This window comes from Pseudomonas sp. SDO5271_S396 (assembly GCF_054071795.1).
In genome coordinates this window covers 1-19,847 of record NZ_JBSVWB010000039.1, presented here as the reverse complement: position 1 = coordinate 19,847, position 19,847 = coordinate 1, and the positions used below count along the sequence as shown (strand labels likewise).

Genomic DNA, 19,847 nt, shown 5'->3' with positions numbered 1-19,847 from the left:
CTAGAGCACGGCTTTTTCCGGTGACGGCAAATGACTGGTGCCCAACACCGCCGGCAACACCCCCGCCCGCAAATCATTGCCACTCGGCTGCTGATACAGGCTCAGCCCGAATTCCGGCAGCACCGCCAGTAAGTAGTCGAAAATATCACCCTGAATCCGCTCGTAATCCGCCCACGCCGTGGTGCGGGTGAAGCAGTAGATTTCCAGCGGCACGCCCTGGGCGGTGGTTTGCATCTGGCGCACCATGCAGGTCATGTTCGGCTGAATGTCCGGATGGCTTTTGAGGTAGGCCAGGGCGTAGGCGCGGAAGGTGCCGAGGTTGGTCATGCGGCGGCGGTTGGCCGACAGTTGCGCGCTGTGGCCCTGGGCTTCGTTCCAGGCCTTGAGTTCGGCCTGCTTGCGTCCGATATAGTCGGTGAGCAAGTGCACTTGGGTCATGCGCATTTCTTCGTCGTCACGCAAAAAACGCACGCCGCTGGCGTCGATGAACAGGCTGCGCTTGATCCGCCGCCCACCCGACGCCTGCATGCCGCGCCAGTTCTTGAACGACTCGGACATCAGGCGCCAGGTGGGGATCGAGACGATGGTCTTGTCGAAGTTCTGTACCTTGACCGTGTGCAGGGTGATGTCCACCACGTCGCCATCGGCGCCGACCTGGGGCATCTCGATCCAGTCGCCGACGCGCAGCATGTCGTTGCTGGTCAGTTGCACGCTGGCGACGAACGACAGCAGGGTGTCCTTGTACACCAACAGAATCACCGCCGACATGGCGCCAAGACCCGACAGCAGCAACAGCGGCGAGCGGTCGATCAGGGTGGCGACGATGATGATCGCGGCAAACACGAATAGCACCATCTTGGCCAGTTGCACGTAACCCTTGATCGAACGCGTGCGTGCGTGTTCGGTGCGTGCATAAATGTCCAGCAAGGCATTGAGCAGTGCACTCACGGCCAGGGTCATGAACAGGATGGTAAAGGCCAGCGCCACGTTGCCGATGAACAGGGTGGCGGTTTTGCTCAGGTCCGGCACTAGGTAGAGGCCGAATTGAATGACCACCGATGGCGTCATTTGCGCCAGGCGGTGAAAGACCTTGTTCTGGCGCAGGTCGTTGAGCCAGTGCAGTGCCGGCTGCCGACCCAGCAGCTTGACGGTGTGGAGGATCAGATAACGTGCCGCTCGTCCGAGCAGCAGTGCCACCACCAGCAACACCACCAAACCCAGGCTGGCGTGCAGCAGGGGGTGTTGATCGAGGGCGCCCCAAAGGTCTTGGACGTTGAGCCAGAGCTGTTTGATATCCATGGGTGAAACCGATTCTTCTATAGGAACGAGACGGGGCGATTAGAGCATTTAAGTGCAACAAAGTTATCGTTGCGGACAAATACCCTGACAAAAAAGCAGCTGATTGGCCTCGTTCGCATAAAGACGCTCGGTTTGGACGCCCGAAACCGGTACCCTATGCAGCTGATTTTTTGCATTTCTTCGAGGTAGCACCCGTGTTTTCCCAATTCGCCCTGCACGAACGCCTGCTCAAAGCCGTGGCCGAGCTTAAATTTGTCGAGCCTACGCCTGTGCAGGCAGCGGCCATCCCGCTCGCGCTCGAAGGGCGTGACCTGCGGGTGACGGCTCAAACCGGGAGTGGCAAGACCGCTGCCTTCGTTTTGCCGATTCTTAATCGTCTGATCGGCCCGGCCAAGATCCGCGTGAGCATCAAGACCCTGATCCTGCTGCCGACCCGCGAGCTGGCCCAGCAGACCCTGAAGGAAGTGGAGCGTTTCTCGCAATTCACCTTCATCAAGTCCGGCATGATCACCGGCGGTGAAGACTTCAAGGTCCAGGCCGCGATGCTGCGCAAGGTACCGGATATCCTGATCGGCACTCCGGGCCGCATGATCGAGCAGCTAAACGCCGGCAACCTCGACCTCAAGGAAGTCGAAGTGCTGGTGCTGGACGAAGCCGACCGCATGCTCGACATGGGCTTTGCCGACGATGTGCAGCGCCTGGTGGGCGAGTGCGCCAACCGTCAGCAGACCATGCTGTTCTCCGCCACCACCGGCGGTTCGACCCTGCGCGATATGGTCGCCAAGGTGCTGAACAACCCTGAGCACCTGCAAGTCAACAACGTCAGCGACTTGAACGCCACCACGCGTCAGCAGATCGTCACCGCCGACCACAACGTGCACAAAGAGCAGATTCTCAACTGGCTGCTGGCCAACGAGACCTATCAGAAAGCCATTGTGTTCACCAACACCCGCGCGGCGGCGGACCGTATCTACGGTCGCCTGGTGGTCCAGGAATACAAGGCGTTCGTGCTGCACGGCGAGAAGGACCAGAAAGACCGCAAGCTGGCCATCGATCGCCTCAAGGCCGGTGGTGTGAAGATCCTGGTCGCCACCGACGTCGCCGCCCGCGGCCTGGATGTGGACGGCCTCGACCTGGTGATCAACTACGATATGCCGCGCAGCGGCGACGAGTATGTGCACCGTATCGGTCGTACCGGGCGGGCCGGCAACGATGGACTGGCCATCTCGCTGATCTGCCATGGCGACTGGAACCTGATGTCGAGCATCGAACGCTACCTCAAGCAGTCGTTCGAGCGCCGCACCATCAAGGAAGTCAAAGGCACCTACAGCGGGCCGAAAAAGGTCAAGGCTTCGGGCAAGGCGGCTGGCGTGAAGAAACGCAAGACCGACGCCAAGGGTGACAAGAAGAAAACCGGCGCCAAGTCGCCGACCAAGCGCAAGATCGCCAACCGTCCAAAGACCGACACGCCGTCGCTGGTCAGCAAGGACGGCATGGCGCCGCTCAAGCGTCGCAAGCCTGCGGCGCCTGCTACCGAGTAAGGTCGGCGGGGCATGTAAAAAAACCGGACGATTGTCCGGTTTTTTTATGCCGTCAGTTTTGAGCCTTGGCCGCTGCTTCCTTCAGTTCCTTCAGACGCGCATCGATCAACTGGCACTTATCGGGGAAATCCGCACTCTCGGTGTCCAGATCCATCTTTTGCAGTTCGTCATTCATCTCCTTGGCCTTGGCGGGATTCTGTTCAGTCAGCTTCGATACTGCCTGGGCCAGTTGCTCGCGCTTGGCGGTGGCTTCATCGGGCGTACAGGCCCATGCGGGCAGGGCGCTCAACAGCGTGGCAGCCATGACCAGATTTATCGCGGTTTTCATGATCGGACCTCCTTGGCAGTCGTGTTCAGTTGAGGTCGCCTGACTGGCGAAAGTTCACCCGTGTGACGCTGGTCCGGTCGGCTGAACGGCTACGCATGGGGCGTGTCCCACCTTTGACAGGCTACTTTCCACGGCCTGCAGGAGAAATCAGGATGACGACTTACAACTGGGATCTGGTCGAACGGTTGCTGCACGAGGTGCAGAACGGCGAAGGCAGCTTCGCGCCGCGCAAATATGCCGAGCAGGAAGCCGCCGAGAAGGCTACGGCGGGCGAGTCCACTGGCAATCTGGATGCGCTGAAGAAGACGGCGGCGGATTACGAAGCGCTGCTGTTCAAGCGCGGTTTCATCGAGTCGCGCCCCGAAGAGCAGGGCGGCAATGGCGAGAATTTCATCCTCACTCCGCTGGGCGCTCAATTGCTGGCGTTGATCGACAGTTCGATCCCGGGCAATGACCATCCGCGCCAGGTGCTGGATGAGCAGGCCGATGCGCTGGACCCGGCGACTTTTGCCGAGGTGGCCTCCAAAGCTCAGATTGCTTGACAGCCTACCCGTTTAGACCCCGGCAGCCTTCAGGCACTTGAGCGTCTTGAAGTCGTTACGCACGCTATCGATCTTTTGCGTCAGTTTCATGCGCTGCTGGGGTGTGCTCTGGGCCATCAGGTCGACGATCAAACTGCGTGCCTCGGCTTCGGTGCGTGCATAGGCGACCTTGTATTCCGGTGTCCACAGGCTTTCCCGCTCCACCAGTAATTGCCGCATTTTCTGCGCAAAATCCGCGCTCTGCCGCTGGGCGACGGCGGCACTGAACTGCGCCTGCCACCTTGCCCGGTTACCGATCCATTCCTGATTCTGCTCGCCCAGCGCAGTGGACCAGGCCGTCACCCGCGCTTGCTGACTGGCGCTGAGCGGGCCGATCCAGGCGTCCAGGCGCTTGCTCATGCGTTCGGCGCGCTCTTTGATCTGCTGGGCAAGCGGCGGTTTGAGGTATTCATCCTGGCGCTTGCGCAGGTCCTTGGCCAGCGCCTCGTTCATCTCCTTGGCCTGACGCTCGTCCAACCCTTGCAACAACTGAATGGCCGAGGGCGTGATTTCCCGTGCGATTTCGGCAATCGCCTGTTTGGCTTCTGCCGTACGGGCTTGCAGGGCCGCGTCGGTAATCTGGCCGCTGTCGACCATCTGTTGCAGGCGGTCGAGCCAATCCAGATAACCGGGTAACTGGGTGGTGCAGTGCCAGGCCAGGTGTTCCTTGAGGGTATCGTTGAACCAGCTCTTCTGCCCGGCGTTCATGTCCAGGTAATCGTTGAGGGTCCAGGGAATGATCACGTCCAGGTTGCGGTACGCCAGGCCCACTCGACTGCAGCCGGCGAATACCAGGCTCAGGCTCAACACGACCACCAGGAGTTTCAGCCGACGCAACATGGGCGATTCCTTGCGCAGAGGGATTAATGCATGGGAACCCGCGCGGGGCGCGACAGTTCAGCCCATCAATAAAACGACCGTGCGGCCTTCAAGGTCAACAGCCCGTCACATTGCGAATTGTGTCCGGAGTAGGCGGAGCAGTCGCTGCCGCTGAGGCTGGAGTCGCTATAGATCAGGTTCAGGTCAATCCCCATCCAGGCGCGGGAGAACTGCAGCGACCAGTCGCTGAAGCTGCGAATCGAGCCGCCGTCTACCGACACCGGTGTGCCCAACTGATGGGTGGTGTACTTCACGCTCACACCAATGCCGAATGGTTGTGTACCGCCGAGGTCGGCGAAGAGCGTGCTGTCCTGGCGGTCCGGATCATTGCTGAAGGACACGCCGAACCGGTTGCCCAGCAGGTTCAGGCCGCCGTAGAACTCCTGGCTGTCGAGCGGGCTGAGCTTGGGGTAGCTGTAGTGGATCAGGCCCACTTCGTAGCCCAGCGTCTGGTCGAACGGGCGCTTGAACCCCATGTAAGAGTCGACTTCGAGGTTGCTGGTCGAAGACAGGCCCATGTTCGGCGAGAACTGGCCGAAATACAGGCCACTGTCATGGCTCAGGTCGAGCCCGCCGTGAAACGAATCGCTACCGGGCGCGGTGGGTTTGACCAGGCCCTGGGCCATGCTGCGACTGGGCGTGGTGCCCAGCTTGAGATCGAAGTCGCCCAATTCACGCTGGAAAATCTGCGCTTCGGCCAGGGGGCTCGCCATCAGGGCGCCGATCAGGAAAATGCTGGCTTTGAGCATGCTTCACTCCATGAAAAAGCGAGGAGCAGTAACGAGGAAATCGGGCAGAAGCCCGTGCTAGACGCGTGCAAGCATACCGGCGAATGTCAGGCGTTGAGCCCCGTTCGTCGATTGACGCGATGATTCGTGTGGGAAGGGGGCGGAATCCAGTCCTAGCGCCCTGGAAGGCAAGACGCTTGGGGACATGGTGTATTGCGGGGGGGATTACTTCTTGCCCAGGCTGATCTGCTTGGACGGGCCGAAAGTCTGGCCGCTTACGCCCTTGGCGATCTGCTGGATTTCGCCACCGGACTTGAGGAATGCGGCAATCTGGCTGTTGATCGATTCGCTGGTTTCAACGGCGGGAGCTGGCTTTGCTTTGCTGTTGGATGCTTTTACGCGCATGGCGGCCACTAACCTGTAAAAATTAACTTGGCCAGGCATCGTACAGGAAATACTTGACAATTGCTTGGCAAATATCCCGCGGGAATAAGTGGCGGGCCTTGAAATAACACAAGTTCATCTTTGAAATAATCCCCTAACTTACTGTTTTAACTCGAAACCCTAGGGGCATCGGGCGGTTTGTACCCGGTCTGGATTCAGCCGAGCGATCAGACGAGCGGGGCGGTGCCAGTGAAAAGCCACGCAACCCCGTGATTTTTCAGGTACGCGCGCGTGGCGAGCGCAACTCGGGTAGAATGCCGCCCACGTTACGAGGGTATTGGAAATGGCTTTAGTCGGGCGCTACAACAGTTTGCAAGTGGTTAAACATACTAACTTTGGTTTGTACCTGGACGGTGCGCAAGACGGTGAAATCCTCTTGCCCAATCGGTATATCCCCAAAGATATTCCCAGTGAGGATGAAGACTGGCTTAACGTTTTCATTTATCTGGACAGCGATGACAAACTTATCGCCACGACTGAAAAGCCCAAAGTACAAGTGGGCGAGTTTGCCAGTTTGAAAGTCGTGGAAGTCAATAGTATTGGCGTGTTTCTCGATTGGGGGCTGCCCAAGGACCTGTTGCTGCCGTATTCGGAAGAAAAACGCCAGTTGAGCGCGGGTGAATACTGCGTGGTGCATGTCTACCTCGACAAGCACACCAAGCGCATCACCGCCACTGCGCGGCTGGACCGCTACCTGGACAAGACCCCCGCCAACTACAAGGTGGGCCAGGAAGTCGACCTGCTGGTAGCCGAAGCCACCGACATGGGCTTCAAGGCGATCATCAACAACAAGCATTGGGGCCTGATCCACAAGAATGAAGTGTTCAAGTTCCTGCGCCCGGGCAAGGAAGAGAAAGGCTTTATCAAAGAGATCCGCGCTGACGGCAACATCAGCCTGAGCCTGCAACCGGTCGGTCAGGAAGCGGCGTCCAGTCTGAACTCGAAGATCCTGGCCAAGTTGCGCGAGAACAACGGTACCTTGCCGGTCAGCGATAAAAGCGATCCGGCGGTGATCAGCAACTTGTTCGGTGTGAGCAAGGGCAACTTCAAGAAGGCCATTGGCGCGCTCTACAAGCAAGGTCAGATCGTGATTCACGCGGACCGTATTGAACTAAGCTGATCGTGCATCGCTCTCCTGTAGGAGCGGGGCTCCTACAGAGGTTGCGGTCATGTCTAAAAGCGTTATCTACGCCTATCTTGGTACCTTGGTCACCTTTCTGATCCTGGACGGCCTCTGGCTCGGGGTCTTCATGGGCCCCACCTACAAATCCCTGCTGGGCCCATTGCTGCTCGATCAGCCGCGCCTTTGGCCCGCCGCGTTGTTCTACCTTCTATATGTCCTCGGCTGTGTGGTCTTCGTGGTTCTGCCCAGCAACAGCTGGCAGCACGCTGCGGGCATGGGCGCCTTGCTGGGGCTGGTGGCCTACGGCACCTATGACCTGAGCAATTGGGCCACGCTGAAAGGTTGGACTCCCGGCCTGGCCGCGATGGACATGGCTTGGGGCGCCTGCCTCACGGCCATTTGCTGCACGGTGGGCTATCTGTGTGCACATCGGGTGCAACCGTGATTGTGTACAGGATTATTGTGCACCGTTGCTGAGCGTAGGCCTTGCTTCGAGTCTTCCTGAAATGCCTTTGGAACCTCCGTTTTAGAGGGATTGTGTGCCATTGGCATGCATTCTGCTGACTATCTCGTATACAAACTTCGCCGCCTTCCGTATGCACCCTGTATCGGAAGCGCAGGCGAGTATTTCGAGGAGCCCAGCGATGACCGAGCAATTGCCCAAAGGCTACAGCCCACGCCTGTATAACCAGGACCTGGGGCCGCTGCCGCAGAAATGGAACTGGTACAACATCTTTGCCTTCTGGATGAGCGACGTGCACAGCGTCGGCGGCTATGTGTTCGCTGCCAGCCTGTTCGCCCTTGGGCTGGCCAGTTGGCAGGTGCTGATTGCCCTGCTCGCGGGCATTTGCATTGTGCAACTGATCGCCAACCTGGTGGCCAAACCCAGCCAACAGGCCGCTGTGCCTTACCCGGTGATCTGTCGACTGGCGTTCGGTGTGTTCGGCGCGAACATACCGGCAGTGATTCGCGGGCTGATCGCGGTGGCGTGGTACGGGATTCAGACCTACCTGGCATCGAGCGCCTTGATCATTGTGGTATTGCGCTTTTTCCCACAGATGGCGGCGTATGCAGAGCCGCATTTCGCCGGTCTGTCCTACTTGGGGTGGATGGGCTTCCTCGGCTTGTGGGTAGTGCAGGCAGCGGTGTTCTGGGCTGGCATGGAGTCCATTCGCCGTTTCATCGATTGGGCGGGGCCGGTGGTCTATGCCGTGATGTTTGCCCTGGCCGGCTGGATTGTGTGGAAGGCCGGTTGGTCGAATATCAGCTTCACCCTTGCGGAAAAGTCCCTGTCGGGTTGGCAGGCGTTTGGCCAGGTCATCGTGGCGACGGCGCTGGTGGTGTCGTATTTTTCCGGTCCGACCCTGAATTTCGGCGACTTCAGCCGTTACTGCCGCAGCATGCAGGATGTCCGGCGAGGCAACTTCTGGGGGCTGCCGGTGAATTTTCTGGCGTTTTCCCTGGTGACCGTGGTGATTGTGTCGGGCACCTTGCCGGTGTTCGGCGAAATGCTGCATGACCCTATCGCCACCGTCTCGCGCATCGACAACAGCATGGCGGTGCTGCTGGGCGCCTTTGCCTTTGTGACGGCCACCATCGGCATCAACATCGTCGCCAATTTCGTCTCGCCGGCGTTTGACTTCGCCAACGTGGCGCCCAGCAAAATCAGCTGGCGCGCCGGTGGGATGATTGCCGCTGTGGCGTCGATTTTCATCACGCCGTGGAACCTGTTCAACAACCCGCTGATGATTCACTACACCCTGGATATCCTTGCCGCGTTCATCGGCCCACTGTTCGGCATCCTGCTGGTGGATTTCTACCTGATCAAAAAACAGCGGATCGACGTGGATGCGCTGTTCGATGACAGCCCGAGCGGGCGTTACTATTTCGACGGCGGTGTGAACTGGACGGCGGTCAAGGCCCTGGTGCCCGCGACGCTGGTGGGCATCGCGATCACTTTCACACCGGCGTTGCAAGGCATGGCCAACTTTGCCTGGTTTACCGGTTGCTTCCTGGGTGGCGTGTTTTTCCTGGTGTTGGCGCGCCGCGAACAAGTGCGTGTTTCAACCCCTCTGGTTGCCGGCTGACAACCCCGGCAGTGTGGCGGGACGCAGCAACAACGTGCCCGCCAGCAACAGCCCGCAGCCTGCAATCACCAATGCTGGTTGCAGGCCACCGCTGAGGTGGCTGCTGACCGACGCCAGCAACGGGCCGCTCAACTGACCGATGGCAAAACTGGCGGTCAGCAGTCCGGTGCTGCGCTGGTAGCCGTGGGGGGCGACGTCCCGCAGGCGCGCCATCACCAATTGCATGCACGCCAGGAACGGCGCACCGCACAGCAACACACCCAGCGCCAGCCCCCGGCCGTTGCCCAGCAGGCAGGCGAACACGCCGGCAGCTTGCAGCCACAGGGTGGTCATCAACCAGCGACGGGTGGTGTCCGGGTCCTTGCGACGAAGGCTGGCGACCACCACCCCGATCGCGGCGGCCAGGCCAAAGCACGGCCAGAACAAATCGGCCTGCCAGGCGCCCTTGAACTGCGCGCTGGCCATCTGCGATAGAAAGGTCGCGGGAATGATGTAACCGAGGCCGTAAAGCACATAAATCCAGCACAAATGCGCGATGCTGCCGTTATTGCCGGCCTCGGGCGAGTTTGCCACCGGTGCGCCGGCGGTGGAGGGCCGTGGCAGAAACGGCAGGATCGCCAGCAGCATCACCAGGGCCACCACGCCATACACCAGCCATAACGTGGCGGAGCTTTGCCCCAGCAGGTTGGAGCCCAGCGCGAGCAAACCGGTCAACAGGATGCCCAGCCCTGGACCCGCGAAAACCAAGGCCCCCAACCGCGGGCGCCCGGCGGCGATCGCCAGCGGCTGGCTCAGGCTGGTGATCATTACAAGGGCCCAGGCGCTGGCTACCCCTGTGCCGAAGCGCAGTAGCAGGTGTGGCCAGAATCCATGGGCCCAGTACGACGCCAGGGTCAGCAGCACGCATAACCACAAGCCGCCATACAGGCGCCCGCGCACATGGTGATGGCTGCGGGCGAAGATCGAGTCCACGGCACCCACGAAGTAACCCAGGTAGTTGGCGGCGGCGATCAGGCCGGCGCCGGTCAGGTCAATCTGGCCCTCATTGAGCAGGTGCGGCATTTGCGGGGTGAGGGCGAAACGGCCAATGCCCATGGCCATCATCAGGGCGATAAAGCTGGCGAGTAAGCGGATCAGGGGTGACATGGTCAAGGTTCCTGCAAGTCAGCGAATGACCCTCAGGCTAAAGCGGATTGACTTTCTGTAAAAATGAATAATAGTGAGTAACTTGTTCAGTTTTGGAGAAAGGAATGGAGTTCAGTCAATTGCGCATCTTCCAGGCCGTGGCGGAAGAGGGCTCCATCACCCGAGCGGCGGACCGCCTGCACCGTGTGCCATCGAACCTGTCGACCCGACTCAAGCAGATGGAAGAGCAACTGGGCGTGGAGCTGTTCGTGCGGGAACGCCAGCGTTTGCAGCTTTCTCCGGCAGGCAAGGTGTTGCTGGATTACAGCACCCGCCTGCTGGCGTTGCATGACGAAGCCCATGGTGCGGTGCAAGGCGGGCAACCGGCGGGCGATTTTGTGCTGGGCAGCATGTACAGCACGGCGGCGGTGCATTTGCCCAAACTGCTGGCGCGTTATCACAAGGCTTATCCGATGGTGAACCTTCAGGTGCAATCGGCGCCCAGCGGCGAGCTGCTCGAAGGCTTGATTACCGGCCGCCTGGACGCCGCTTTCGTCGACGGCCCCGTCACCATTGCCACGCTGGATGGTGTTGCCCTGTGCGAAGAACGCCTGGTGCTGATCTGCGAAGCCGATCACCCGCCGGTGCGTGGCCCGCAGGATGTCGCGGGGCGTTCAGTGTTCACCTTTCGTCGCAGTTGCGCCTATCGCACGCGGCTGGAAACCTGGTTTTCCCATGACCGAGTGGCCATGGGGCGGGCCATCGAGATCGAGTCCTATCAAGGCATGCTCGCCTGTGTCATCGCCGGTTCCGGAGTGGCGTTGATGTCCGAGTCCATGCTGGCCAGCCTGCCGGGCAAGGACAGCGTGTCCGTTCATCCATTGACCGGGCCTTTTGCCACTGCGACCACCTGGCTGATGTGGCGAAAGGGTATGCTCGGCGCTAACCTCAACGCATGGATCGACCTGCAACGAGAGGGCATGGTGGAGTGGGTGCAAGACACCCGGGCCATTGCTTGAACGATCCGTCAGGATTTTGATGAATTCAGTAATAGTTCGTTGTGGTTTCGTTCAAGCATTTTGTAGGACTTGGGGCTACTATCACTGTAGGAAAAGGCGACAGAACTGACGCCTACCGGCATTACCCTCAAAGGGGGCAACCATGAAAGAGAAAATTCAAAACTGGCTCCATGACCTCGGTGTTGCACTGGGCTTGATCGAGCCTCCGCTGCAACCGGTGCCGATCCGTACGGATGACGAGCAGCGTCGGCCACGTCGCCGGTAAGCGTGAGGCGCTCAAGTGATCGGATGTTGATCGTGCGGGCGCTGACGTGGCAGGTCACTTTTCAGGGCATTCCCAACTCCCTGTGCTTGAGCGATGCCTGTCCATCTCCCTCTTATCGTCTGACGAGGCAGCCGCCGTCGTCAGACTCTTCTGCTTATTTCGTCATCCACGCCTAATCCCGCTTTCAGCCTCTATATTTTTGCCTTCACAAGGACGAGAAGGCATTGGGATGACGAGCATTGATAATGAAGGCATGTTGATTTCCAGCAGGGTCGAACTCCGCCGGTTTCCCTCGATAGAGCATGGGGATTTGCGCAGCGTGCGCGCCCTGGTGATCCACCAGACTGACGCCCCAACGGCGCAGCACACTTTCAATAGTTACCGAAATAAGGGCAATGGCGCGCACTTTCTCATCGAAAAGGACGGTGTGATCTACCAAACGGCCAGCCTGAAAAAACGCTGTTATCACGTCGGGAGATTGCTGCGTTCCAAGTGCCAGGCGGTGGATAAGTCAACGTGTGACGCTGCTCAGATCAAGGCCATTGAATCACTCACCTGGACGTTGCAGCTCCGCGCGTTGGATCGGTATGAACGCACCAAGAACTACCCTGAGCGTTACCCCATGAATGCCGATTCATTAGGCATCGAGCTGGTCGGAAAACACTTGGATAAAAAGCAATATGAGACGGTGACGGCGTTGCAAAATCAATCGCTGCAATGGTTGGTCGCTGAGTTATACGGTCATTTCAGTCTGACTTCCAAGGATGTCTACACCCACCCGCAAATTTCGTATAAACATCTGGGTGAAGCCGGCAGCGCGGTGTGGCAATGAGGTTTTGGCCAGCGGCATTTGCTGTGTTGCTCGTGGGCTGTTCGCCTGTCAGCGATGTGTCGATTACGCGTTTTGAATCCCTGGAGCCTGAGTCGTGCCGAGCATCGGACGTTGCACTCGATGAGCGGCAAATCACCTCTTTCTTCAAGCGTGCCGAACGCATTGATGGGCGCACGCTGCATGACGACTATGAATGGGCGCCTTGTCACCTTGAGGGCACCCTGACCTATCAGGGAAAGGCCTGTACCTGGCACGTGCGCGCGGGACATACAGGCGAAATCGAATGCCCGGGGGTACAGCAGTACTTTGGCTGCAAGACCTGCTACGACCTGTTTGGAGGGCCCATGCCTTAGCGCGGGCCCGCTCGGACTTGACGTTTTAGCGTCAGAAATGGATTACCTCATTGTCAGAAGCGGGGTGCTTATTTAATCCCACCGATGCGCATAGGTTGAACTCTGCCAGGAAAGGTCCGCCCTGACTCCATAAGGCCTGGAAACGCTTAAGTGCATTTCTGTAGTGGCCCAAGGTATCCAACTGGTGCTGGACTATGGGCCTGCAACATTGGAGGCATTTCGGATTCGCACACAAGCACTGGGCTGCAGTCTCTGCACATGGTGCACGCCTGCGACACTTACGATTCAGGCGGCAACCACCGAAGGCTGTCATTGCGACCTCGACTATGCTGTCTCCGTTCAACTGAGTTTGATGGCCCTGCGCGGCTTGGTCAGGCGCAAGCTCGCACAATCACTGACGATCCCCTCACAGCCCGCCGATACCGATGCGCCGCACGTGGCCATCATCGGTAGAGGCATCAACGGGTTGCTCCAAGCGGTCATGCTGCGCATCGCGAATTATCAGGTTACGGTGTATGGCGGGCATCAGCAGGGCGATGGAGCCAGTCACAAGCGTATAAACATGCGCCATATGTCAGCCACGGAGACCACCGCAAAACCCCTGGAAAACGACTATTTATTGCCTGGTAATCAGTGTTTGGCCATTGAGTGCAATCGTGCGGGCATCGAGTTGTTTGAAAAGCTTCTGGCGGACAATCCGTCGCTGGCGCGATTCGCGCAGGGCCCAGATATTGACGCGGCGGACACTGATGCAGAGCCTATCCATCTAAAGAGTGAGATAGAGGTGCTTTTGCAGGATTCTGGCGTTCAGTTCAAGCCTGCACATCTGAGTTCGGCTCAAATTGATGAACTGAGCAGGCAGCACTTCGTAATGGTGCTTGGGGATGTAGAGGCTGGGTTATCGATAGTCTATTGCTCTGCCTACCATCGCATCGCAGCTGGCGGAACCTACGCCGCAGGCACAACCCAGGGATTGGTTTGGGCCTCGTTGGTCCAGGAAATCATCCAGGCGAATTGAAACGTATCGACGGGGCAAAAAAAACGGGCACGACATCCGACGTCGTGCCCGCTGAAGAAACCATTTTAAACCCTGTTACGCATCAAACCGCCCGAGCCGTCATCGCTTCCGGTTTGCGTGACAGCAGGCTTACCAGCACGAAACTCACCAGCCCGACCCCCAGGCTGTAGTAGATCGGCGTGTTTGCATCCAAACCATCCTTGAACATGAACACCAGCGCGGTCACGAAGCCCAGGGTCATGGAGCTGATGGCCCCCGCGGTGGTGGCGCGTTTCCAGAAGATCGCGCCGATCAGCGGGATGAGCATGCCGCCCACCAACAGGTTGTACGCCAGCGTCAGGGCGCTGATCACGTCGTTCACCACAAGGGCGATACCCAGCACGGCGATACCGGTGAGCAGCGTGAACAGGCGGTTGACCGCCAGGCTCGACTGTTTGCCGCCACGCAGGCGCGGCAGCAGGTCTTCGGTCAGTACGGTGGAGGCGGCCAGCAGGCCGGCACTGGCGGTGGACATCATCGCCGCGAGCGCGGCGGCGATCACCAGGCCACGAATGCCGTCCGGCAGCGACAGTTTGACGATGGCGGCGAAGGCGTTGTTGACGTTGTCCAGGTTCGGGATGAGCACGTGGGCGGCCATGCCGATCAAGGCACAGGCCAGGCCGTAGAGGATGCAGTAGAAACCGGCGAACGTGCCTGCGTACTTGGCGACTTTTTCGTCACGGGCGGTGAATACCCGCTGCCAGATGTCCTGGCCGATCAGGATGCCGAAGAAGTAGATCATGAAGTAGGTGACGATCGTGTCCCAGCCGATGGCGGTGAAGCTGAAGCTCGACGTCGGCAGCTTGGCCACCAGTTCGTCCCAGCCGCCAACGCGGTACAGGCAGATCGGCAGCAGGATAAACATCAGGCCCACGGTCTTGATGATGAACTGCACGATGTCGGTCAGGGTCAGCGACCACATGCCGCCGACCGTGGAATACACCACCACCACGCCACCGCCCAGCAGTACCGAGAGCCAGAACGGCAGGCCGAACAGCACTTGCAGCACGGTGCCGATGGCCAGGATCGAGGTCACGCCGATCATCAGCGCATAGGCCAGCATGATCACCGCACTGGCCTGGCGGGCCATGGGGTTGTAGCGTTTTTCCAGGACCTGGGTCACGGTGAAAATCTTCAGTTTCAGCAGCGGCTTGGCCAGGAACAGGTTCAGCGCAATGATCCCCATGCCCAGCGCGGCACACAGCCAGAAACCGGAGATACCGTGCACATAACCCAGGCGCACGGTGCCGACGGTGGACGCACCGCCCAATACCGTGGCGGCCATGGTGCCCATGTACAGCGATGGGCCCAGGTTGCGCCCGGCCACCAGGTAGTCTTCGTGGGTCTTGGCGCGGCGCATGCCGTAATAGCCGAGCACGAGCATGCCGGCGGCGTAGATGAGTACGACGAATAAATCCAAAGCCATGACGGCGGGTCTCCGATTATCGTTTTTATGGGCGATCAGGCGGCGTGTTGCATCGCCGGTTTAGCGAGCAAATCCTTGCTCTTGCTGCGCGGATCCGTCGGGCCATAAACGGCCGCCGGCTCCGGAAACAGACGAAGCAGCGTGAGGTACACCAGCGACGCCAACCCCAGCGTCACGGGCAGGCTGATATCGATGCCGTCGGCCAGGTTGCCCAGCGGTCCGACGAACTGCCCCGGCAGGTTGACAAAGCACAGGCCCACCAGCGCGCTTGGAATCCAGGCCCCCAGCCCGCGCCAGTTCCAGCCGTGGCTGAACCAGTAGCGGCCGCCGGTTTCACCGCGGGTGAACACCTGCAGGTCATCCGGGCAGTAGAAGCCTCGGCGCACGATCAGGCCGATGATCATCATCACCATCCACGGCGTGGTGCAGGTGATGATCAGCACGGCGAAAGTCGACACGCTCTGCACCAGGTTGGCGGCGAAACGTCCGATGAAGATGAAGGCAATCGACATCACCCCGATCAGCAGCGTGGCCTTGACCCGCGACAGCACGCGTGGGAATACGCTGGACATGTCCAACCCGGTGCCATACAGCGAAGTAGTACCGGTAGACATACCGCCAATCACCGCAATCAGGCACACCGGCAGGAAGAACCAGCTCGGCGCCACCGCCAGCAAACCGCCGACATAGTTGTTGGCCGCAATATAGTCCGGCGCCTTGATCGCTACGATGGTTGCGGTGGCCAGGCCGAACAGGAACGGGATGAGGGTGGCGACCTGCGCCAGCACCACCGCCAGCATAATGCGCACTTTCGGCGTTTCACGCGGGATGTAGCGCGACCAGTCGCCGAGGAACGCCCCGAAGGAGATCGGGTTGCTCATAGCCACCAGTGCGGCACCGATGAACGCGGCCCAGAAGCCGGCCTGGCCGAGGGCGACGGTACCGGCGAAGTGGCTGTCGAACGCCGGTGCAAAGGCGAAGATGCCCAGCAGGAACAGCAGGCTCGCTGCCCACACCGCAATGCGGTTGACCCACAGCATGAAGCGGAAGCCGTAGATGCATACGGTCAGCACGAGAATGGCGAATACACCGTAGGCCAGGCCCAGGGTCAGGTCGGTTTCCGGCAAGCCAATCAGACGTTTCGCACCTCCAACCAGCGCATCGCCCGAACTCCACACCGAGAGTGAGAAGAAGGCAATCGCCGTCAGCAATGACAGAAACGAGCCAACGATCCGCCCGTGCACGCCAAAATGCGCACCGGAAGACACGGCGTTGTTGGTCCCGTTGATCGGCCCGAACAGGCCCATGGGCGCCAGGATCAGCGCGCCCACCAGCACGCCCAGCACAATCGCCCAGACCCCGGCCTGGAACGACAAGCCGAACAGCACCGGGAACGAGCCCAGCACGGCGGTGGCAAAGGTATTGGCACCGCCGAAGATCAGTCGAAACAGATCCTTGGGGCCGGCGGTACGTTCGTGGTCCGGGATCTGTTCGACCCCGTTGGTTTCTATTTTGCGAATACTGTTTTCGTTGTTTTTATTATTCATGATCAGCTCCGATCACATTGGCTAAGGGGGCGGCAGCCCTTCCGGCATTGCGGACAAATGTTCGTGACAGGCCAGCCACAGGCCTTCTTGTTGTTGTGTGCCAGACCCTTGTCGTTTGAAGACGATGGTCTCGCGCTCCTGGCTAATGAATTGCTCCCCGTTCATGCGCAACTCGGTGGCCACGTCATGAATAAAAATCGCCACGTCGCCCTGCAGGCTGACGAAGGCATTGCTCGAGGTGCACGACAGCACCTCGAACCCCTCGTCCGCGCGCCAGCTGTCCCACAAGGCCTGGTAGGCATCGCGACTGAGCAGTGGCTGGGGGAGGGTGTAGAACACGAAACTGGCATCGGCCGTGAACGCGCCAAAATACGCAGCGCGGTCATTGCGGGCGAAGGCCGACACCAGGTCGGCCGCGGCTTTCAGCACGGCTTGGGCGCTCATCAGCGGTGTGCCACGCCGGGCAGTACGCAGAGCATCTCGTACAGCAGGTTGGCGCCTAGCAGCGAGGTGTTGCCGGTGGTGTCGTAAGGCGGCGAAACTTCTACCAGATCACAACCAATCAGGTCGAGGCCCTGGCAGCCACGGATGATCTCGATAGCCTGGATGGTGGTCAGTCCGCCGATTTCCGGGGTGCCGGTGCCGGGTGCCCAGGCCGGGTCGATGCCGTCGATATCGAAACTCAGGTACACCGGGCCGCCGCCGACTTTCTCACGCACTTCGGCCATCAGCGGCGCCAGCGACTGGTGCCAGCATTCTTCAGCCTGGACCACGCGGAAGCCCTGCTTGCGACTCCAGTTGAAGTCTTCGGCGGTATAGCCCTGGGCGCGCAGGCCGATCTGTACCACGCGGTCGCAATCCAGCAAGCCTTCTTCTACCGCGCGGCGGAAGGTGGTGCCGTGGGCGATCTTCTCGCCGAACATATGGTCGTTCACGTCGGCATGGGCATCGATGTGCACCAGCCCGACCTTGCCGTGTTTCTTGTGGATCGCCCGCAGGATCGGCAGGGTGATGGTGTGGTCGCCGCCCAGGGTCAGGGGGATCACGTTGTGTTCGAGGATCCCGTCGTAGGCTTCTTCGATGATGCGTACGGCGTCGAGCAGGTTGAAGGTGTTGATCGCCACGTCGCCGATATCGGCAACCGACAGCGAATCGAACGGCGCCGCGCCGGTGGCCATGTTGTACGGACGGATCATCACCGATTCGGCGCGGATTTCACGCGGCCCGAAGCGGGTGCCGGCGCGCAAGGAAGTGCCGATGTCCAGGGGCACGCCGATAAAGGCGGCATCCAGACCGGCTGCGGTCTGAAGGTGGGGAAGACGCATCATGGTGGCGATGCCGGCGAAGCGCGGCATTTCGTTGCCGCCCAGTGGTTGGTGGAAAATCTTGTCCACGGGAGTGCCTCATCGTTGTTTTGTTTATTAGGGGTCGATTCTGCGAAATACGTCGAAACGAAAGAATCGGCAGGGGCAAATACTTAGTTCAGATTTTTCTAAACTAATGCCTGAGGTAAACTCCGTTCAAATGTGGGAGCTGGCTTGCCTGCGATGGCGGTGGGTCAGCTTGCACCTGTATTGCTGATACACCGCCATCGCGGGCAAGCCCGCTCCCACAGGATTATGTGTGTGCCTTCGGAGACCCCATGGCCAACGCCTTGCCCGACCTGAAACTCCTGCGCATCTTCGTCAGCGTCGTGCGGCATCAGGGGTTCGCCAATGCTCAGCACGAACTCAACCTGTCCACATCGGCGATCAGTACCTATATGAGCCAGCTGGAGTCGGCGTTGGGCCTGGTGCTGTGCCATCGTGGGCGCGGCGGTTTCAGCCTGACCAGCAAAGGTGAGTTGTTCCACCAGGAAACCCTGCGCCTGCTGGGCGAATTGGAAGGCTTCGAGCAATACGCCGCCGCGTTGAAAGGCGAATTGCGCGGCACCCTCAAGCTGGGCGTGCTGGACTCCACCGTGAGTGACAAGGCGTTGCCGTTTGCCGAAGTGATCGGTGCCTACAGCCTGGAGCATCCGGCGGTGCACCTGCATTTGTCGGTGATGAGTCCGTACGAATTGCAGTTGGGGGTGCAGGACAACCGCCTGGACCTGGCCATCGGCGCGTTTTCCAATCGCATGAGCGGCTTGATCTATATGCCGCTCTACCGTGAACAACACTGGCTGTATTGCAGCACGCGGCACCCGCTGTTCAACGAGCGGCGCATTCCAGAGCCTGTGATCACCCAGCAACGCATGGTCGGTCGCGGTTACTGGAGCCAGGCCGAACTGGCGCGTCACGGCTTCAAGCACAGCGCGGCCACGGTGGAAAGTATGGAGGCCCAATTGATCCTGGTGCTGTCTGGCGCTTACATCGGTTATTTGCCCGAACACTATGCCCAGGCCTGGGCCGACAGGGGCGACTTGCGCGTACTGCTGCCGGCGACCTTCGGCTACCAGGCGCCGTTTTCCATGATCATGCGCCGGGGCCGCAGCCGCGAGCCGTTGATCCAGACCTTCCGCGATTTGCTCAAAGCCCAGCTCAATCAGGCCTGAAACCATGTCCAGACCCCAATGTCCCCGCTGCTTCAGGCCTGTCACCCATTGTCTGTGCCCGCTGATCCCCAGCCTCGACAGCCGCACCCGGGTGTTGCTGTTGCAGCACCCGAGCGAGGTCAACCATGCGCTCAACACCGCGCGGCTGGCGGCGCTGGGTCTGAACAATGCGCAGTTGGTGGTGGGGGAGGTGTTCGATGATCTGCCGGCGTTGTTGAACGTGCCGGGCTATCGGGCGCGGCTGTTGTTTCCAGCGGACGACGCTCAACCCTTGCAGGCCTATGGACCGTCCGATGACGCGCTGCTGCTGGTGGTGCCTGATGGCACCTGGCGCAAGGCGCGCAAATTGCTGCACCTCAATCCATTACTGGCAACCTTGCCCCGCGTGACGCTGGCCGACGGTGGCGTTTCGCGCTACCGGTTGCGCAAGGCACCGGGCCCGGGAGCGTTGTCGACGGTAGAAGCGATCACGCAGGCCTTGCAGGTGCTGGAAGCGCCAGCCTCGTTCGAGGCGCTGCTCAAACCTTTCGAAGCCTTGATCGAGGGGCAGATTGCGGCGATGGGAGATGAAGTGTTTCGCAAAAATCATGGCGACGGGCGGACCGGGTAGCAGATTTATCGAGGTAGGTTTATCGCAGGCAAGCCAGCTCCCACAGGGGAATGGCAATAGAGAGTTC

The 19,847-nt window shown here is 59.9% G+C and carries 20 protein-coding genes and 1 pseudogene; 11 read left to right on the top strand and 10 right to left on the bottom strand.

Features of this window, described 5'->3' with window-relative positions; genetic code table 11:
* On the bottom strand, positions 1-1,299 hold the full coding sequence (locus ACW9IN_RS22545; protein ID WP_457367882.1) for a mechanosensitive ion channel family protein: 1,299 nt from the start codon (positions 1,297-1,299) through the stop codon (positions 1-3).
* Between the two features lie 194 nt (positions 1,300-1,493).
* Between ACW9IN_RS22545 and ACW9IN_RS22540 the strand changes: the two genes are divergently transcribed.
* Positions 1,494-2,840 carry a DEAD/DEAH box helicase gene (locus ACW9IN_RS22540; protein WP_457367881.1) on the top strand — a complete coding sequence of 449 codons (1,347 nt, stop codon included), beginning with the start codon at positions 1,494-1,496 and terminating at the stop codon, positions 2,838-2,840.
* A gap of 52 nt (positions 2,841-2,892) precedes the next feature.
* On the opposite strand, the gene ACW9IN_RS22535 is transcribed toward ACW9IN_RS22540, so the two are convergent.
* Positions 2,893-3,168 (bottom strand): hypothetical protein, encoded by a 276-nt coding sequence (locus tag ACW9IN_RS22535; protein ID WP_457367880.1) that lies wholly within the window; start codon positions 3,166-3,168, stop codon positions 2,893-2,895.
* A 152-nt stretch (positions 3,169-3,320) separates the two neighbouring features.
* Here ACW9IN_RS22535 and ACW9IN_RS22530 point away from each other — a divergent pair, with 152 nt between their 5' ends.
* Complete coding sequence (locus ACW9IN_RS22530; protein ID WP_457367879.1) at positions 3,321-3,710, top strand: transcriptional regulator; 390 nt, start codon at positions 3,321-3,323, stop codon at positions 3,708-3,710.
* 12 nt (positions 3,711-3,722) lie between these two features.
* Here ACW9IN_RS22530 and ACW9IN_RS22525 read toward each other — a convergent pair whose 3' ends face one another.
* The 3 genes from ACW9IN_RS22525 to ACW9IN_RS22515 form a co-directional block, all read right to left on the bottom strand.
* On the bottom strand, positions 3,723-4,589 hold the full coding sequence (locus ACW9IN_RS22525; protein WP_457367878.1) for a DUF6279 family lipoprotein: 867 nt from the start codon (positions 4,587-4,589) through the stop codon (positions 3,723-3,725).
* Positions 4,590-4,654: 65 nt separating this feature from the next.
* Positions 4,655-5,377, bottom strand: coding sequence for a TorF family putative porin (locus ACW9IN_RS22520; RefSeq protein WP_457367877.1), 723 nt, complete (start codon positions 5,375-5,377; stop codon positions 4,655-4,657).
* Positions 5,378-5,581: 204 nt separating this feature from the next.
* On the bottom strand, positions 5,582-5,761 hold the full coding sequence (locus ACW9IN_RS22515; RefSeq protein ID WP_003193095.1) for a hypothetical protein: 180 nt from the start codon (positions 5,759-5,761) through the stop codon (positions 5,582-5,584).
* 322 nt (positions 5,762-6,083) lie between these two features.
* Here ACW9IN_RS22515 and ACW9IN_RS22510 point away from each other — a divergent pair, with 322 nt between their 5' ends.
* The 3 genes from ACW9IN_RS22510 (at position 6,084) to ACW9IN_RS22500 (ending at position 9,010) form a co-directional block, all read left to right on the top strand.
* Positions 6,084-6,920 (top strand): CvfB family protein, encoded by an 837-nt coding sequence (locus ACW9IN_RS22510; protein WP_457367876.1) that lies wholly within the window; start codon positions 6,084-6,086, stop codon positions 6,918-6,920.
* A gap of 49 nt (positions 6,921-6,969) precedes the next feature.
* Positions 6,970-7,368, top strand: coding sequence for a DUF2177 family protein (locus ACW9IN_RS22505; RefSeq protein WP_457367875.1), 399 nt, complete (start codon positions 6,970-6,972; stop codon positions 7,366-7,368).
* Positions 7,369-7,567: 199 nt separating this feature from the next.
* Entirely contained in the window at positions 7,568-9,010 is a 1,443-nt protein-coding gene (locus ACW9IN_RS22500; protein WP_457367874.1) for an NCS1 family nucleobase:cation symporter-1, read from the top strand.
* Here ACW9IN_RS22500 and ACW9IN_RS22495 read toward each other — a convergent pair.
* A pseudogene (locus ACW9IN_RS22495) lies at positions 8,922-10,156 on the bottom strand (MFS transporter). The gene ACW9IN_RS22500 and the pseudogene ACW9IN_RS22495 overlap by 89 nt on opposite strands.
* A 104-nt stretch (positions 10,157-10,260) precedes the next feature.
* Between ACW9IN_RS22495 and ptrR the strand changes: the two are divergent.
* The 4 genes from ptrR to ACW9IN_RS22475 all read left to right on the top strand — a co-directional run bounded on the left by ptrR (position 10,261) and on the right by ACW9IN_RS22475 (position 13,622).
* Complete coding sequence (gene ptrR, locus ACW9IN_RS22490; RefSeq protein ID WP_457367873.1) at positions 10,261-11,154, top strand: putrescine utilization regulator PtrR; 894 nt, start codon at positions 10,261-10,263, stop codon at positions 11,152-11,154.
* A gap of 142 nt (positions 11,155-11,296) precedes the next feature.
* Positions 11,297-11,419 (top strand): PA1414 family protein, encoded by a 123-nt coding sequence (locus ACW9IN_RS22485; protein ID WP_003193089.1) that lies wholly within the window; start codon positions 11,297-11,299, stop codon positions 11,417-11,419.
* Positions 11,420-11,648: 229 nt separating this feature from the next.
* Positions 11,649-12,251, top strand: coding sequence for a peptidoglycan recognition protein family protein (locus tag ACW9IN_RS22480; RefSeq protein WP_457367872.1), 603 nt, complete (start codon positions 11,649-11,651; stop codon positions 12,249-12,251).
* Between the two features lie 516 nt (positions 12,252-12,767).
* Positions 12,768-13,622 carry a hypothetical protein gene (locus ACW9IN_RS22475; RefSeq protein WP_457367871.1) on the top strand — a complete coding sequence of 285 codons (855 nt, stop codon included), beginning with the start codon at positions 12,768-12,770 and terminating at the stop codon, positions 13,620-13,622.
* Between the two features lie 82 nt (positions 13,623-13,704).
* On the opposite strand, the gene ACW9IN_RS22470 is transcribed toward ACW9IN_RS22475, so the two are convergent.
* The 4 genes from ACW9IN_RS22470 to speB are packed head-to-tail and all read right to left on the bottom strand — an operon-like array spanning position 13,705 to position 18,028.
* The gene (locus tag ACW9IN_RS22470; RefSeq protein WP_457367870.1) at positions 13,705-15,087 is read right to left on the bottom strand and encodes a sodium:solute symporter; all 1,383 of its coding nucleotides are present in this window, start codon (positions 15,085-15,087) and stop codon (positions 13,705-13,707) included.
* Between the two features lie 35 nt (positions 15,088-15,122).
* Positions 15,123-16,634 carry a purine-cytosine permease family protein gene (locus tag ACW9IN_RS22465; RefSeq protein WP_457367869.1) on the bottom strand — a complete coding sequence of 504 codons (1,512 nt, stop codon included), beginning with the start codon at positions 16,632-16,634 and terminating at the stop codon, positions 15,123-15,125.
* 21 nt (positions 16,635-16,655) lie between these two features.
* Positions 16,656-17,078 carry a YybH family protein gene (locus ACW9IN_RS22460; RefSeq protein WP_457367868.1) on the bottom strand — a complete coding sequence of 141 codons (423 nt, stop codon included), beginning with the start codon at positions 17,076-17,078 and terminating at the stop codon, positions 16,656-16,658.
* Positions 17,078-18,028, bottom strand: coding sequence for an agmatinase (gene speB, locus ACW9IN_RS22455; RefSeq protein WP_457367867.1), 951 nt, complete (start codon positions 18,026-18,028; stop codon positions 17,078-17,080). The genes ACW9IN_RS22460 and speB overlap by 1 nt, the downstream gene beginning before the upstream one ends.
* A 248-nt stretch (positions 18,029-18,276) precedes the next feature.
* Between speB and ACW9IN_RS22450 the strand changes: the two genes are divergently transcribed.
* Entirely contained in the window at positions 18,277-19,170 is an 894-nt protein-coding gene (locus ACW9IN_RS22450) for a LysR family transcriptional regulator (RefSeq protein ID WP_457367866.1), read from the top strand.
* 4 nt (positions 19,171-19,174) lie between these two features.
* Positions 19,175-19,780, top strand: coding sequence for a tRNA-uridine aminocarboxypropyltransferase (locus ACW9IN_RS22445; protein WP_457367865.1), 606 nt, complete (start codon positions 19,175-19,177; stop codon positions 19,778-19,780).
* The last annotated feature ends 67 nt before the right edge of the window (positions 19,781-19,847 follow it).

Coding starts and splice junctions, on each gene's coding strand:
- ACW9IN_RS22545 (WP_457367882.1), bottom strand. CDS start 1,299: ATGGATATCAAACAGCTCTGGCTCAACGTCCAAGACCTTTGGGGCGCC.
- ACW9IN_RS22535 (WP_457367880.1), bottom strand. CDS start 3,168: ATGAAAACCGCGATAAATCTGGTCATGGCTGCCACGCTGTTGAGCGCC.
- ACW9IN_RS22530 (WP_457367879.1), top strand. CDS start 3,321: ATGACGACTTACAACTGGGATCTGGTCGAACGGTTGCTGCACGAGGTG.
- ACW9IN_RS22525 (WP_457367878.1), bottom strand. CDS start 4,589: ATGTTGCGTCGGCTGAAACTCCTGGTGGTCGTGTTGAGCCTGAGCCTG.
- ACW9IN_RS22520 (WP_457367877.1), bottom strand. CDS start 5,377: ATGCTCAAAGCCAGCATTTTCCTGATCGGCGCCCTGATGGCGAGCCCC.
- ACW9IN_RS22515 (WP_003193095.1), bottom strand. CDS start 5,761: ATGCGCGTAAAAGCATCCAACAGCAAAGCAAAGCCAGCTCCCGCCGTT.
- ACW9IN_RS22510 (WP_457367876.1), top strand. CDS start 6,084: ATGGCTTTAGTCGGGCGCTACAACAGTTTGCAAGTGGTTAAACATACT.
- ACW9IN_RS22505 (WP_457367875.1), top strand. CDS start 6,970: ATGTCTAAAAGCGTTATCTACGCCTATCTTGGTACCTTGGTCACCTTT.
- ACW9IN_RS22500 (WP_457367874.1), top strand. CDS start 7,568: ATGACCGAGCAATTGCCCAAAGGCTACAGCCCACGCCTGTATAACCAG.
- ptrR (WP_457367873.1), top strand. CDS start 10,261: ATGGAGTTCAGTCAATTGCGCATCTTCCAGGCCGTGGCGGAAGAGGGC.
- ACW9IN_RS22485 (WP_003193089.1), top strand. CDS start 11,297: ATGAAAGAGAAAATTCAAAACTGGCTCCATGACCTCGGTGTTGCACTG.
- ACW9IN_RS22480 (WP_457367872.1), top strand. CDS start 11,649: ATGACGAGCATTGATAATGAAGGCATGTTGATTTCCAGCAGGGTCGAA.
- ACW9IN_RS22470 (WP_457367870.1), bottom strand. CDS start 15,087: ATGGCTTTGGATTTATTCGTCGTACTCATCTACGCCGCCGGCATGCTC.
- ACW9IN_RS22465 (WP_457367869.1), bottom strand. CDS start 16,634: ATGAATAATAAAAACAACGAAAACAGTATTCGCAAAATAGAAACCAAC.
- ACW9IN_RS22460 (WP_457367868.1), bottom strand. CDS start 17,078: ATGAGCGCCCAAGCCGTGCTGAAAGCCGCGGCCGACCTGGTGTCGGCC.
- ACW9IN_RS22450 (WP_457367866.1), top strand. CDS start 18,277: ATGGCCAACGCCTTGCCCGACCTGAAACTCCTGCGCATCTTCGTCAGC.
- ACW9IN_RS22445 (WP_457367865.1), top strand. CDS start 19,175: ATGTCCAGACCCCAATGTCCCCGCTGCTTCAGGCCTGTCACCCATTGT.